12 protein-coding genes are annotated in these 14,581 nt (G+C 52.4%); 4 read left to right on the top strand and 8 right to left on the bottom strand.

Features of this window, described 5'->3' with window-relative positions; all coding sequences use genetic code 11:
• Nucleotides 1-6: 6 nt before the first annotated feature.
• The 8 genes from ftsL to leuO all read right to left on the bottom strand — a co-directional run bounded on the left by ftsL (nt 7) and on the right by leuO (nt 8,951).
• A complete protein-coding gene (gene ftsL / locus JL661_RS04500) occupies nt 7-324 on the bottom strand; it encodes a cell division protein FtsL (RefSeq protein ID WP_004238454.1) in 318 nt (105 codons plus the stop codon).
• Entirely contained in the window at nt 321-1,262 is a 942-nt protein-coding gene (rsmH, locus tag JL661_RS04495; RefSeq protein ID WP_004238453.1) for a 16S rRNA (cytosine(1402)-N(4))-methyltransferase RsmH, read from the bottom strand. The genes ftsL and rsmH overlap by 4 nt, the downstream gene beginning before the upstream one ends.
• Nucleotides 1,263-1,721, bottom strand: coding sequence for a division/cell wall cluster transcriptional repressor MraZ (mraZ, locus tag JL661_RS04490; RefSeq protein ID WP_004238452.1), 459 nt, complete (start codon nt 1,719-1,721; stop codon nt 1,263-1,265). It lies immediately after the preceding gene.
• A gap of 670 nt (nt 1,722-2,391) precedes the next feature.
• On the bottom strand, nt 2,392-3,396 hold the full coding sequence (gene cra / locus JL661_RS04485; protein ID WP_004242044.1) for a catabolite repressor/activator: 1,005 nt from the start codon (nt 3,394-3,396) through the stop codon (nt 2,392-2,394).
• Nucleotides 3,397-3,480: 84 nt separating this feature from the next.
• Entirely contained in the window at nt 3,481-3,972 is a 492-nt protein-coding gene (gene ilvN, locus JL661_RS04480) for an acetolactate synthase small subunit (protein ID WP_004238450.1), read from the bottom strand.
• Nucleotides 3,973-3,974: 2 nt separating this feature from the next.
• Nucleotides 3,975-5,696, bottom strand: coding sequence for an acetolactate synthase 3 large subunit (gene ilvI, locus JL661_RS04475; RefSeq protein WP_062772736.1), 1,722 nt, complete (start codon nt 5,694-5,696; stop codon nt 3,975-3,977).
• A 286-nt stretch (nt 5,697-5,982) separates the two neighbouring features.
• Entirely contained in the window at nt 5,983-7,791 is a 1,809-nt protein-coding gene (locus JL661_RS04470; protein WP_024474842.1) for an AMP-dependent synthetase/ligase, read from the bottom strand.
• A 212-nt stretch (nt 7,792-8,003) separates the two neighbouring features.
• Complete coding sequence (gene leuO / locus JL661_RS04465; protein ID WP_024474841.1) at nt 8,004-8,951, bottom strand: transcriptional regulator LeuO; 948 nt, start codon at nt 8,949-8,951, stop codon at nt 8,004-8,006.
• Between the two features lie 862 nt (nt 8,952-9,813).
• On the opposite strand from leuO, the gene leuA reads away from it, so the two are divergent.
• From leuA to leuD, 4 genes are read left to right on the top strand one after another with little or no spacing between them, the layout of a single operon-like run.
• The gene (leuA, locus tag JL661_RS04460; RefSeq protein WP_004238444.1) at nt 9,814-11,415 is read left to right on the top strand and encodes a 2-isopropylmalate synthase; all 1,602 of its coding nucleotides are present in this window, start codon (nt 9,814-9,816) and stop codon (nt 11,413-11,415) included.
• 2 nt (nt 11,416-11,417) lie between these two features.
• Complete coding sequence (leuB, locus tag JL661_RS04455) at nt 11,418-12,509, top strand: 3-isopropylmalate dehydrogenase (protein WP_062772733.1); 1,092 nt, start codon at nt 11,418-11,420, stop codon at nt 12,507-12,509.
• Between the two features lies 1 nt (nt 12,510).
• Nucleotides 12,511-13,923: a 3-isopropylmalate dehydratase large subunit gene (gene leuC / locus JL661_RS04450; protein WP_004238442.1), complete on the top strand. Its 1,413-nt coding sequence runs from the start codon at nt 12,511-12,513 to the stop codon at nt 13,921-13,923.
• A gap of 11 nt (nt 13,924-13,934) precedes the next feature.
• Nucleotides 13,935-14,537 (top strand): 3-isopropylmalate dehydratase small subunit, encoded by a 603-nt coding sequence (leuD, locus tag JL661_RS04445; protein ID WP_062772730.1) that lies wholly within the window; start codon nt 13,935-13,937, stop codon nt 14,535-14,537.
• Nucleotides 14,538-14,581: the final 44 nt, after the last annotated feature.

The following is a 14,581-nucleotide window of genomic DNA, read 5'->3' as shown; positions in this document are numbered from 1 at the left end:
CCTTCGTCATTTTGTTACGACAATTTTTTCGTTTGCCGGATCCACATGCTGCATACTGAGACGCTCAACGGACAGGCGCTCAACACGGCTGTGATCCCCCAGGGCGTTCTCTTCCAGAATCAGGTTACGCCATTCGATATCCAGCGAGTTACGCTCCAGCACAAGATGTTCCCGCTCTGCGGTCAGCAGACGTGTTTTATGTGCCGTGATGACCACAAAAATCGCGCTGACGATCACTGCGATAAATAAAATCGCAGGGATAAATCCGTGGCGCAGCAGGTCACGACAAATAACGCGGGCTAAATTGTGCCGTTCTGTGGTCATGCTTTCTCCGCAAAGCGCAGTACCGAACTGCGGGCACGCGGGTTAACACTGATTTCCTGCTCTGACGGTTTCATTTTTCCGGCCAGTTTCAGTGCCGGTGTGCCGTGCGCTTTCAGTTGTTCTTCCGTCAGCGGTAATCCGTGCGGCACCTGTGGTCCGCGGCTTTCATCACGCATAAACTGCTTCACAATCCGGTCTTCCAGCGAGTGGAAGCTGATAACCGATAACCGGCCGCCCTGAGCCAGAATGCCCAGTGCGCCGGTCAGCGCCTGGCGGATCTCATCCAGCTCGCTGTTGACATAAATGCGGATAGCCTGGAAGCTGCGGGTCGCCGGATGCTTGTGCTTTTCTTTCACCGGAGACACAGCGGCAATTAAATCCGCCAGCTGTTTTGTCCGCGTCAGCGGCTCTTCGGTTTTATTGCGTTCAACAATCGCGCGGGCAATCCGTTTCGAAAAACGCTCTTCGCCGAAATTTTTCAGCACCCACGCAATATCTTCTTCTTTGGCTTCAGTCAGCCACTGTGCAGCGGAGATCCCGCGGGTCGGATCCATCCGCATATCCAGCGGCCCGTCACGCATAAAGGAGAATCCGCGTTCCGCGTCGTCCAGCTGCGGGGAGGACACACCCAGATCCAGCAAAACGCCATTAATCTGTCCGCCCAGTTCCAGATCATTCACATAACCGGCGATACCGGAAAACGGGCCGTGAATAATGGAAAAACGCGGGTCGTCAATCTGTGCCGCAGCGGCAATCGCCTGCGGATCCCGGTCAATGGCGATCAGACGCCCCTGCGGACCGAGTTTTGATAAAATCAGGCGGGAGTGCCCGCCGCGGCCGAATGTGCCATCGATATAAATGCCGTCTTCGCGGATCTGTAATCCGTTAACGGCTTCATCCAGTAAAACACTGGTATGCTGAAACTGACTCTCTGCCATTTAAAGTGATAAATCCTGTAACCGGGCGGATAAAGGTCCGGATGCCGTCTGCCCGGCAGCAATATCATCCTGTACCTGCTGATACCACGTCTGCTCATCCCACAGCTCAAACTTGTTGAACTGCCCGACCAGCATGACTTCTTTGGTTAACCGCGCATGTGTGCGCAGTGTACCGGCTAACAAAAGACGTCCCGCACTGTCCATCTGGCATTCCGTGGCATGGCCCAGCAACAGGCGCTGAACACGGCGCTCTGTGGGATCCATGGTGGACAATTGTGCCAGTTTCAGTTCGATCAGTTCCCACTCCGGTAAGGTGTAAAGCAGCAGGCACGGCTGGTGGAGATCGATAGTGCAGACCATCTGACCTTCCGACTTTTCAGCAAGCAGCGACCGGTACCGTGCCGGTACGGTTATGCGCCCTTTGCTGTCAAGATTAACCAGTGTTGCCCCGCGAAACATTCGTTTCTCCGCTCAGTTTTGCCCTGAATTACCACTTTCACCCACAATTCCCCACCAACAGAGTTTACGAATGGTAGGAAAAGCTTGTCAAGCCAGAGCTGACAAGGTTTCGTTTCCGCTGTCGGGGAATAAAGGGGTGAGAAAATATGGGATTTTTTGCTTCAGGGAACAGAAGTGAGGTAACACACTGATTCAAATCAGAAAAAAATTCACATAATACGCACTCGGCTAACCGGGGCAAATTATACCGAATCTGGCGAAAGAAAGATGCATTTTTGCGAGGTGTCCCTCACTTTCAGGATAAAAATTCACCATCACCGCAAAGACCCCGGGATTTTTGTTCCGGTCATCTGTGCTGTTACTTTCTGTTACACAGCGTGATTATTTGATATTTGAAAATTTAATATTCAGTTTATCAATAGCATAACTGTCACAAAACCGGGCTAATGATATTCTGCGGCATATACCCTTAATTGGAGTAAGTGAATTTCCGGGGAATGAAAGGTGTAGTGTGAAAATTGTCAATTTCTGTCAATCAGCAGAATTGAAAAAAAATTCTTAGGATTCCTCTCAAAAAGGGTTTTTCATCTGTTTCCGGACAAACTAAACAAAAATACCTATACGTTTCCGTACAGGTATCGGTAAAAATAATGATTTTACTGCCTGAATATTACCGGCGGCTCAGACTTCCGCGACGGCACAGATCACGACGGATCCGGGTGATACCCGCAGCCGGTTTCTGTTTTTCATCCAGACTTGCCAGTACCAGCTCCAGCACACGCTCCGCAATATCACGGTGACGCTGCGCCACGGACAGTACCGGACACTCAAGAAAATCAAGCAGTTCATGATCACCGAAGGTCGCGATCACCAGTTGCCCCGGCAGACGGCCGCTGCGGGCCAGCGTGGCATCCATCACCCCCTGTAACAGGGCAAATGAGGTGGTAAACAGCGCATCCGGCATCGGATTGCTTTCCAGCCAGGTATCAAACGCTTTGGCGGCGGCATCACGCTCATAGCTGTCGGCATAGAGGAAATTCACGTTACGTGCATCCCCTTCCCAGGCTTCACGGAATCCCTGTTCACGCAGGAAACTGACGGAAAGTTCCGGTAACGCGCCGAGATATACCACCGATTCTGCCGGGAACTGACGCAATTCGGATGCCAGCATTTTGGCGTCCTCAAAGTCATCCCCGACCACACTGATAAAGTGCTCATTTTCCAGTGCGCGGTCAAGCGCGACAATCGGCAGGGAGCGGTTTGCCCAGCGCTGATAGAACGGATGCTCCGGCGGCAGTGCGGTGGAAACGATAATCGCATCCACCTGACGCTGTAACAGGTGTTCCACACAACGGATTTCGTTGTCAGGCTGGTCTTCAGAGCAGGCAATCAGCAACTGATAACCACGGCTGCGCGCCTGGCGCTCCAGATAATTTGCGATGCGGGTGTAGCTGGTGTTCTCCAAATCCGGGATCACCAGTCCGATAGAGCGGGTACGGCCTGCACGCAGACCGGCAGCCACCGCATTCGGATGGTAATTATGTTCACGAACCACCGCCATCACTTTTTCGACAGTTTTGTCACTCACACGATATTGTTTTGCTTTTCCGTTGATGACATAACTGGCCGTCGTGCGCGACACACCGGCAAGGCGGGCGATTTCATCCAGTTTCACGTTAACCCCTTACAAATCAGGAAACGGCCCGAACAACGGGCCAAATAAGAAGAGTGATCAGTTTACCCTTTCACCGCGAATATTTCACCGCATTATTTTATCGCCGCGCGACATCCCGACGATGCCGGAGCGGGCAATTTCCACAATTTCCGCGAAGCCGCGCACCGCATCCAGGAAGGCATCCAGCTTTTCACTGGTGCCGGTCAGTTGCACGGTATAAAGCGTCGCGGTCACATCGACAATCTGTCCGCGGAAGATATCCGTACTGCGTTTGACCTCATCCCGCCCGTAGCCGCTGGCCTGTAATTTCACCAGCATCACCTCACGCTCAATGTGAGTGGCAGAGGTCAGTTCTGTGACACGGAACACATCCACCAGCTTATTGAGCTGCTTTTCAATCTGCTCCAGCACCCGCGCATCGCCTTTGGTCTGGATGGTCAGACGGAACAGTGACGGGTCATCGGTCGGGGCGGCGGTGATACTTTCGATATTATACCCGCGCTGGGAAAAAAGCCCTGCCACACGGGACAGCGCCCCTGTTTCGTTTTCTAATAAAATTGACAGAATCCGGCGCATGATCAGGTCCTCTCCGTTTTGCTTAACCACATTTCATCCATTCCGCCATTGCGGATCTGCATCGGATAAACATGCTCTTTCTCATCCACCATCACATCGGCGAACACCAGTCGTTTCTCTTCGCGGACAATGCGCAGTGCCTCCGCAAGCTGTTCACGCAGCGTGGCTTTATCACTGATACTGATACCGACATGCCCGTAAGCCTCTGCCAGGCGGACAAAATCAGGCAGCGATTCCATATAGGAGTGTGAGTGACGGCCGTGATAAACCATATCCTGCCACTGCTTCACCATACCGAGAAAGCGGTTGTTAAGATTAAGCACCAGTACCGGCAGCCCGAACTGTAATGCCGTGGAAAGTTCCTGAATATTCATCTGGATACTACCGTCCCCGGTGACACACACCACCATATCATCCGGTTTCGCCAGCCGGACACCCAGTGCCGCCGGTAACCCGAAGCCCATCGTGCCCAGCCCGCCGGAATTGATCCAGCGGCGCGGTTCATCAAACGGATAATAGAGTGCGGCAAACATCTGATGCTGACCGACATCGGAGGTAACATACGCCTTCCCTTCCGTCAGTTCCCACAGGGTGCGGATCACAGTCTGCGGCTTGATTTTCTCACCGCTCTCATCAATGGCCAGACACTGTTTCGCTTTCCACTGATCAATGCGCCGCCACCAGTCGCACAGTGCATCCGGATCCTGTTCATCGGTCAGAGATTCAAGCTGTAACAGCATCTGCGCGAGACACAGTTTCGCATCACCGACGATCGGAATATCCGCTGCCACGGTTTTGGAGATAGACGCCGGATCGACATCGATATGAATGATGGTTGCCTGCGGGCAGTACTTCGCCTGGTTATTGGTGGTCCGGTCATCGAAACGGACACCGACGGCAAAAATCACATCACTGTGATGCATGGTATTGTTTGCTTCATATGTCCCGTGCATACCCAGCATGCCGACACACTGCGGATGAGTGCCCGGAAACGCGCCCAGCCCCATCAGGGAGAGCGCCACCGGCAGACGCAGTTTATCCGCAAGGGTGAAAATCTCCGGACTGCATCCGGCACTGACAGCACCGCCGCCGATATACATTACCGGGCGTTTCGCCTGCATCAGTGTGATAAGCGCGCGTTTGATCTGCCCTTTATGACCGGCTCCGGTCGGGTTATAGGAGCGCAGGCTGACCCGTGACGGGTAGCTGTACTCATGCTGCTGCTGGACAATATCTTTCGGAAAATCGATGACCACAGGTCCCGGACGGCCGCTCTGTGCCAGATAGAATGCTTTTTTGATGGTGGCCGGAATATCCGCGACATCATGGACCAGGTAACTGTGTTTCACGACCGGGCGGGAAATGCCCACCATATCCACTTCCTGGAAGGCATCGTTGCCGATCAGCGCGCTCGCCACCTGGCCGGACAGCACCACCAGCGGCACCGAATCCATATACGCGGTGGCGATACCGGTAATGGCGTTAGTCGCACCCGGACCGGAAGTGACCAGCACCACGCCGGTTTTACCGGTCGCGCGGGCATAGCCGTCCGCCATATGCACGGCGGCCTGCTCGTGACGCACCAGAATGTGCCCGACACCACCCACCGTATGCAGTGCATCATAAATATCCAGAACAGCACCGCCCGGATAGCCGAATACGTGTGACACGCCCTCATCAATTAAGGAGCGCACGATCATTTCTGCCCCTGTCAACCTCTCCATAAATGCTCTCCTGCCCGTGATTGCGGGTTGTAACTGCAAGTGATGTGTTTGTCTGTTTTTAGTTATCTGAGGATTAACATAACGATAAAATGACAGTGCTGGCAAATGCGTTTTTCGGGACGCAAAAAGCGGAAAACCACAGGAATAAAGGAAATGACAGGATCCGCAGACGATCATACCTGCGGCGGCAAATCACAAAGCAGAGTTCACTGAGAGCGGGGGAAAAACCGGCGGGATATAAAAACGGCACTGCACAGGAAACAGGCAGTGCCGTCAGGGACAGCAATCAGTCCGTGTACATGGACTCAATTTCGCGTTGATAGCGCTGGGCTATCACTTTACGGCGCAGTTTCAGGGTCGGTGTCAGTTCGCCGAGCTCCATGGAGAAATTCTGCGGCAGCAGTGTAAAACGCTTAACCTGATGAAAGGCTGCGATATTTTTCTGCAACTCTTTCAGACGGCTTTCAAACAGCGCCACAATCTGGCTGTTTTTCAGCAGTTCCATCCGGTCATGGTATTTCAGATTCAGTGCCCGGGCGTGCTCTTCCAGAGTATCAAAGCACGGCACAATCAGTGCGGAGACAAACTTACGTGCATCCGCCACCACCGCGATATGTTCGATAAAGCGATCCTGACCCAGCGTGCCTTCCAGCATCTGCGGCGCAATATATTTGCCGTTCGAGGTTTTCATCAGATCTTTCAGGCGTTCGGTGATAAACAAATTGCCCTGCTCATCCAGCGCACCGGCGTCACCGGTCCGCAGCCAGCCATCAGCCGTAAAGGCCTGACGGGTCTCCTCCGGCTTATTGTAATAGCCGCGCATCACCACCGGCCCGCGTACCTGAATCTCATTTTCCTCACCGATACGCACTTCCACATCCGGCAGCGGCACACCGATAGAGCCGAGCTGATAACCGCTGTTTTCCCAGCAGGATACCGTGGCACAGGTTTCTGTCATGCCGTAGCCGTATTTGATGTTAATGCCGATGGCGAGGAAAAAGCGGATAATTTCATCATCCAGCCGCGCCCCCGCCGCCGGTAAGAAACGGACATTGCCGCCGAGCACATCACGCAGTTTACCGAGCACTTTTTTCTGTGCGAACTGATCACACCGCGCGGCCAGCCATGACTGTTTTTCACCGCGCTGTTGTGCATCGAGAGTCTTTTTACCGGTCCGTACCGCCCAGTGGAATAACGCCCGTTTATACCACGGCGCCTGTGCCACTTTTTCGTAAATACCGCTGAATACTTTTTCATAGAAACGCGGCACCGCACACATCACGGTCGGTTTCACCGATACCATCGCTTTGCGCACCAGGTTGGTATCACTGAGATAGACATTCAGTGCGCCGGTGTGCATCACATAGAAACTCCAGGCGCGCTCAAAAACGTGCGTCAGCGGCAGGAAGCAGAGTGAGACATCATCTTCGGTCAGTGTCAGCCGCTCATCATGCAGATAAAGCTGGGCGGCCATGTTGCGGTAATCCAGCATCACGCCTTTCGGCTCGCCGGTGGTCCCGGAGGTGTAAATCAGGGTGAAAAGATCATCAAGGGAACAATCAGCGATGCGCTGACGCAGCTCTGCGGCGTAACTGCCATCGTGGCCGTTCATAAACTGACGCAGTGTGCAGACCGCAGGATGCGACGGGATTGCCGTGTTTTCCGGGTTCATTATGATGATTTTTTGCAGCGACGGGCAGAGAGAGAGCAGTGACAGGGCAATTTCCGCCTGCTTCTGACCGTCCACAAACAGAATGCGCACCTGCGCATCATTAAGAATATAGGCCGCCTGGTCATCACTGCTGGTGGCATAGAGCGGCACCACAATGGCACGGCACTGAAGAATCGCCAGGTCGGTTAATGTCCACAGAGCGCTGTTATGCGAGAAAATGGCGACATTTTCCTGCACTTCAACCCCTTCTGCCAGCAGGGCTTCCGCCAGGTTTTCACTGAACGCCCCGGCCTGCTGCCAGGTAAAATCGATATGCTGACCTTGTTCACACCACTGTCGCAGTGCGATTTTGTCACCCCGGCGCTGTTTTTGCTGTTGCAGCCGCGTCACTAAATGATAGTGATGCAAATTTGTTGTTGTCACACGCGTTTCCTTTACTGAGCCGTCAGACTGTACGGTTTCACGTTATGTAATAATTTTTCAGCTTACAGTTGTACGCTTAAATTTTTCCGCAAGTGTAGCCTGTTGTCTCCGGGAACAAAAGCAAATTTAGTTATCTTTGCAATGACGGGATCACAAAAAAGCCCCGGCAGGTACATTTGCCTGACGGGGCGGGAAATAAATTAAATGACCGATTACATATGATGTGTGAACTGCGACAGCAGTGCCTTCATCCACTGATGCCCTTTATCGCGGGTACACGCCTCGTGCCAGATCAGAAACGCCGGACGGCTGACTTTATCCCACGGCAGCTGCACTTCCTGAATCGGCAGCACATGAGAATAGAGCTGAATCAGCCATTTCGGTGCAATCGCCACCAGCTCTGTTTTAGAGACAATATTCAGTACACTGACTAAATTGGTTCCCTGATAAACAATAGCCCGGAGTAATTCATTATTTTCATAATACGGTGAACTGAATGAATCAATTAAATCCAGTGACACGACAGCATGCTGCTCGGTAAATATTTGTTTCTCTGTTACTGTATATTGTATACGCGGATGGTTACGGGCGGCGACCAGTGATAACTGATCATTAAATAATAAGTGATGACTGTAATCCGGTTTATCGAAACGATTATAACTGACAGCAAAATCGGTTTCCTGGTATTTCAGGTTATTCTCGATATGTGAATTCATATAAGACTGAATATTAACATCGATATTTTCACTGTGAAGTTTAACCTGTTCGATTATTTTGTCTGTCAGGCGGATATCCAGCGGACTGGAGATGGCCAGATTAAATGTCCGCTCGCTGCTGCCCGGTTCAAAACCGGCACCCGGCAGCTCATTATGCACCAGCTGCAATGCCTGCCTGACCGGCCCGAACAGCTGTTTGGCGCGCGCTGTCGGCTGAATTCCCCGTCCGAAACGGACAAATAATTCATCATTAAACATAACTTTAAGTCTTGACACCGCATTGCTGACAGCCGGTTGCGACATACCTAAAAGTTCAGCAGCCCGGGTCACATTCTGCATCTGCATAACCGCATCAAAAACAGTCAGCAGATTAAGATCCACATTACGCAGCTGTGTTTCACCGGATTCTTTTTTTACATCTGCCACTGAGGTGTATTCAGTCATCTTAAACTCCAATAAATGATTATAATGACTTCAATAAGCCACCTGCCGCCATGATGAAACGGCAGATCAATACAAAATTGAAATCTATTATCTCAATTGATTATCCAATTAATAATTGAGTCTCTTCCTTGTATGGTTCTGAATACGCGGGTGCGCATCATCATCACAATGCATACTATTTAAATATTTAAAGCCAGTAAATTATTCATGCCAGTAATAAATCAATACCGCTTTATTCATTTAGTTTCCATGCAGTGAGATAATAAAACAAAGATTGTGTTTATTCATAATAAAATTGTCTTCTGTCAGCATAAAAAATCCGATTTTTTTTTACTGACATAACGGAAAGAATAAACTGTTCAATGAATATCTCACCGGTTACCGGTGGCTGCCTGACCGCCGGCCCCCCTGTTACCCGCCTACTCAACTGATTCTGATTCTCCGTAAAAAAATCTGCAAAAATATTAGCCCAATTATTTAGCTGGCTTATAGATGAAAACGCTGATTAATTTTTATAAATTAGTCAGTTTATCTGCTTTTTGTGCTTTTTTTATCCTTTGACCGGAATCTCCGGCGAACCTCGTGAGTTGACAGGGCATTTTATATTCAGTATCAATAATACATCGCCACGGATAAGCCCTGTGCTCCGTGCCACTGAATTTACTGAGAAGGTTATTACTATGTCTTTCACTTTCCGCCTAAACAGCCTGCTAATTATCGCCTTAACTGCGCGTGGCGGGTTCGTGGCCGGAAGTTCCTCATAACTTTCTCCCTGAGACCTGAAAAACCCGCGCAATGTCGCGGGTTTTTTTATACCTGCAAACCGGAAAACAGAACAAGAAATAACCGAGAGGATCACAACATGAGCGATAACGTCATCATTTTTGATACCACACTGCGTGACGGGGAGCAGGCATTACAGGCCAGTCTCAGTGTCAAAGAGAAGTTACAGATTGCTTTCCAGCTCGAACGCATGGGGGTTGATATTATTGAGGCCGGTTTCCCTGTCTCCTCTCCCGGTGATTTTCAGTCAGTGCAGACTATCGCCCGCGAAATCAAAAACAGCCGTATCGCGGCATTATCCCGCTGTGTGATCGGCGATATTGATGCCGCAGCGGAATCCCTGAAAGTCGCGGAAGCCTTCCGGTTGCATATGGTGCTCGCCACCTCCGGTATTCACGTCAAAACCAAACTGCGCAAGACCTTTGCTGACATCATCGATATGGCGGTCGGCTCGATTAAACATGCCCGCCGCTTTACCGATGACGTTGAGTTTTCCTGCGAAGATGCCGGGCGCACCGATATCGATGATTTATGCCGTATTGTGGAAGCCGCGATTAACGCAGGAGCCACCACGGTCAATATTCCGGACACCGTCGGTTACACCACACCGTACCAGTTCGGCGGCATTATCAGTGAATTGTTCAACCGCGTGCCGAATATCGACAAAACCATCATTTCTGTCCACTGCCATGATGATTTGGGCATGTCCGTTGCCAACTCCATCACCGCCGTACAGGCCGGTGCCCGCCAGATTGAAGGTACGATCAACGGGTTAGGCGAACGCGCCGGGAACTGTGCGCTGGAAGAAGTGATTATGGCGATTAAAGTGCGGGAAAAAATGCTGGGCGTGCGCACCGGGATCAATCACAAAGAGATTTACCGCACCAGCCAGCTGGTCAGCCAGTTATGCAACACCCCGGTACCGCCGAACAAGGCCGTGGTCGGCAGCAATGCCTTCTCCCACTCCTCCGGTATTCACCAGGACGGCGTGATTAAAAACCGCGAAACCTACGAAATCATGACGCCGGACAGCATCGGCCTGAAAGATAACTTAATCAACCTGACCTCCCGTTCCGGCCGCGCGGCGGTGAAACACCGGATGGCGGAAATGGGTTATCAGGAAGGTGACTATAACCTGGATGAATTATACGCCGACTTCCTGCAACTGGCGGACAAGAAAGGTCAGGTTTTCGATTACGACCTGGAAGCGCTGGTGTTTATGAAGCAGCAGCACCAGGAGCCGGAACATTTCTCGCTGGCGTTCCTCAACACCCAGTCAGGTACCGGTGTCAAAGCCTCCGCGATGGTCAGAATGCAGGCCGGGGATGACATTATCTCGGAATCCGCCCAGGGGAACGGCCCGGTGGATGCGGCTTATGAAGCCATCCGCCGTATCGCGGGTTACCCGCTGACCCTCACCGCCTATCAGCTGACTGCCAAAGGTCAGGGAACGGATGCACTGGGTCAGGTGAATATCGTGGTGGAGTATGAAGGCCGTAAATTCCACGGTATGGGGCTGGCGACCGATATTGTTGAATCCTCCGCCCAGGCCATGATCCACGCCATCAACAGCATCTGGCGCGCCGGACAGGTAAAAGAAGAAAAACGGCGTATACAGTCAGATAACAACATGCACAACGATACTCATAACAACAATACAGAGACAAAGGAAGCGGTGTAATTATGTCGGAACAATTTCATATTGCAGTTTTACCGGGCGACGGAATCGGCCCTGAAATTATGGCGCAGGCGATTAAAGTGCTGGATGCGGTGCGCACCCGCTTTAACCTGCCCATCACCACCAGTGAATATGATGTCGGCGGCATTGCCATCGACAACCATGGCCACCCGCTGCCGCCGGCCACACTGAAAGGCTGCGAACAGGCCGATGCGGTACTGTTCGGCTCTGTCGGCGGCCCGAAATGGGAAAAACTGCCGCCGGACTCCCAGCCGGAGCGCGGCGCTCTGCTCCCGCTGCGGGCACATTTCAAATTATTCAGTAACCTGCGCCCGGCACGGCTCTATCCTGCGCTGGAAGCGTTCTGCCCGCTGCGCAGTGATATCGCCGCACGCGGATTCGATATCCTGTGTGTCCGCGAACTGACCGGCGGGATCTATTTCGGGCAGCCTAAAGGCCGTGAAGGCGAAGGTAAATATGAGCGTGCTTATGATACCGAGGTGTATCACCGCTTTGAAATCGAGCGTATTGCCCGTATCGCCTTTGCCTCCGCCCAAAAACGCCGTGGCCAGGTAACATCGATTGATAAGGCCAACGTACTGCAAAGTTCCGTATTATGGCGCGAAGTGGTAACAGAAATCGCCAAAGAGTATCCGGATGTCGCGCTGTCGCACATGTATATAGACAACGCCGCCATGCAGATGGTCAAAGATCCGTCGCAGTTTGATGTGATCCTCTGCTCCAACCTGTTCGGCGACATTATCTCCGACGAGTGCGCCATGATCACCGGCTCCATGGGCATGCTGCCGTCCGCCAGCCTGAATGAGAAAAAATTCGGTCTGTATGAACCGGCAGGCGGCTCTGCACCGGATATCGCCGGGCAGAATATTGCCAACCCGGTGGCCCAGATTTTATCCGCTGCCATGATGCTGCGCTTCAGCTGCGGGCAGGATGCAGCGGCGGACAGCATCGAAAATGCGGTCAATCAGGCACTGAATGCCGGATACCGCACCCGGGATGTGGCCGGAAACGGCAAGAGTGTGACCACAGACGAAATGGGCGACATTATCGCGCGTTTGATTACAGAAGGGGCTTAAGATGAGCACAGGAAAAACTTTATATCAGAAATTATATGATGCCCATGTGGTTCGTGAAGAAGCAAACGAAACACCGATCCTGTATATCGACCGCCACCTGGTGCATGAGGTGACCTCTCCGCAGGCGTTTGACGGATTACGGGCAAAAAACCGCCCGGTGCGCCGCCCGGAAAAAACCTTCGCCACCATGGATCACAACGTTTCCACGCAGACCAAAGATATCAATGCCTGTGGTGAAATGGCCCGTAACCAGATGCAGGAGCTGATCAAAAACTGTGAGGCCTTTGGTGTCCGTCTCTATGATCTGAACCATCCGTTTCAGGGTATTGTGCATGTGATGGGGCCGGAACAGGGCATCACCCTGCCTGGCATGACCATTGTCTGTGGTGACTCCCACACCGCCACCCACGGCGCATTCGGCTCGCTGGCCTTCGGTATCGGCACCTCCGAGGTGGAACATGTGTTAGCTACCCAGACACTGAAACAGGCACGGGCCAAAACCCTGAAAATTGAAGTGCGCGGCAAAGTTGCCCCCGGTATCACCGCCAAGGATATTGTACTGGCGATTATCGGTCACACCGGCAGCGCGGGCGGCACCGGTTATATCGCGGAATTCTGCGGCGACGCCATTGAAGCGCTCTCCATGGAAGGCCGGATGACGGTTTGTAATATGGCGATAGAAATGGGTGCCAAAGGCGGAATGATTGCGCCGGATCAGACCACCTTTGATTACCTGAAAGGCCGCCAGTTCTCCCCGCAGGGCACGGACTGGGATGCAGCTGTGGCTTACTGGCAGACCCTGAAAAGTGATCCGGATGCGAAATATGACGCGGAAATTATTATCAATGCTGCCGATATCGCCCCGCAGGTCACCTGGGGCACCAATCCCGGTCAGGTGATTGATATCAGCCGGGCCATTCCCGCACCGGAGAGCTTTACCGACCCGGTGGAAAGAGCCTCGGCAGAAAAAGCGCTGGCGTATATGGATTTAACACCGGGCAAAAAATTAACCGATGTGAAAATCGACAAGGTGTTTATCGGCTCCTGCACCAACTCACGGATTGAGGATTTACGCGCGGCTGCTGCCGTCGCCAAAGGGCGCAAAGTCGCACCGGGTGTGCAGGCGATAGTGGTTCCGGGCTCCGGGCCGGTGAAATCCCAGGCGGAAGCGGAAGGTCTGGATAAAATCTTCACCGATGCCGGGTTTGAATGGCGTTTACCGGGCTGCTCGATGTGTCTGGCGATGAACAATGACCGTCTGGCACCGGGGGAGCGCTGTGCCTCCACCAGCAACCGCAACTTTGAAGGCCGCCAGGGGCGCGGCGGACGCACGCATCTGGTCAGCCCGGCCATGGCCGCTGCGGCCGCCGTCACCGGCAGTTTCGCCGATATCCGTACCATTGAGATGCGCTGAGGGAGAAAACCATGGAAAAATTTATTGTACATCAGGGCATTGCCGCACCGCTGGATGCCGCCAACGTGGATACCGATGCCATTATCCCGAAACAGTTTTTGCAGAAAGTGACCCGCACCGGCTTCGGGCAGCATTTATTCAATGACTGGCGTTTTCTCGATGATGACGGACAGGTGCCGAACCCGGATTTTGTCCTCAATGCCCCGCGTTATCAGGGTGCATCCATTCTGCTGGCCCGTGAAAACTTCGGCTGCGGCTCCTCCCGTGAGCACGCGCCGTGGGCCTTAACAGATTACGGCTTCAGAGTGGTGATTGCGCCCAGCTTTGCGGATATTTTTTACGGTAACTCATTCAACAACCAATTATTGCCGGTGAAATTACCCGAAGACGCGATTGATGCGCTCTTTGACTGGGTACAAAAAACAGAAGGTGCACAGATTATTGTTGATCTGGAGAACCAGAAAGTGATCGCCGGTGAGCTGGAATATCCGTTCAGTGTTGATACCTTCCGTCGTCACTGCATGATGAACGGCCTCGACAGTATCGGCCTCACCTTACAGCATGACGACATGATTTCCCGTTTTGAGGAAAAACTGCCTGCATTTATGAACTGATAACCGGATCCATTTCCACCATTGAACCCCTGCCATCACCCCCT

Source organism: Morganella morganii (assembly GCF_019243775.1).
Taxonomy (GTDB): Bacteria; Pseudomonadota; Gammaproteobacteria; order Enterobacterales; family Enterobacteriaceae; genus Morganella; species Morganella morganii.
The sequence above is the reverse complement of the archived record's forward strand: the minus strand, read 5'-3'. Positions and strand labels throughout refer to the sequence as shown.

Excerpts from the sequence above, each read along its gene's own strand:
- ftsL (WP_004238454.1), bottom strand. The coding sequence starts at position 324 with ATGACCACAGAACGGCACAATTTAGCCCGCGTTATTTGTCGTGACCTG.
- rsmH (WP_004238453.1), bottom strand. The coding sequence starts at position 1,262 with ATGGCAGAGAGTCAGTTTCAGCATACCAGTGTTTTACTGGATGAAGCC.
- mraZ (WP_004238452.1), bottom strand. The coding sequence starts at position 1,721 with ATGTTTCGCGGGGCAACACTGGTTAATCTTGACAGCAAAGGGCGCATA.
- ilvN (WP_004238450.1), bottom strand. The coding sequence starts at position 3,972 with ATGCGCCGGATTCTGTCAATTTTATTAGAAAACGAAACAGGGGCGCTG.
- ilvI (WP_062772736.1), bottom strand. The coding sequence starts at position 5,696 with ATGGAGAGGTTGACAGGGGCAGAAATGATCGTGCGCTCCTTAATTGAT.
- leuO (WP_024474841.1), bottom strand. The coding sequence starts at position 8,951 with ATGACTGAATACACCTCAGTGGCAGATGTAAAAAAAGAATCCGGTGAA.
- leuA (WP_004238444.1), top strand. The coding sequence starts at position 9,814 with ATGAGCGATAACGTCATCATTTTTGATACCACACTGCGTGACGGGGAG.
- leuB (WP_062772733.1), top strand. The coding sequence starts at position 11,418 with ATGTCGGAACAATTTCATATTGCAGTTTTACCGGGCGACGGAATCGGC.
- leuC (WP_004238442.1), top strand. The coding sequence starts at position 12,511 with ATGAGCACAGGAAAAACTTTATATCAGAAATTATATGATGCCCATGTG.
- leuD (WP_062772730.1), top strand. The coding sequence starts at position 13,935 with ATGGAAAAATTTATTGTACATCAGGGCATTGCCGCACCGCTGGATGCC.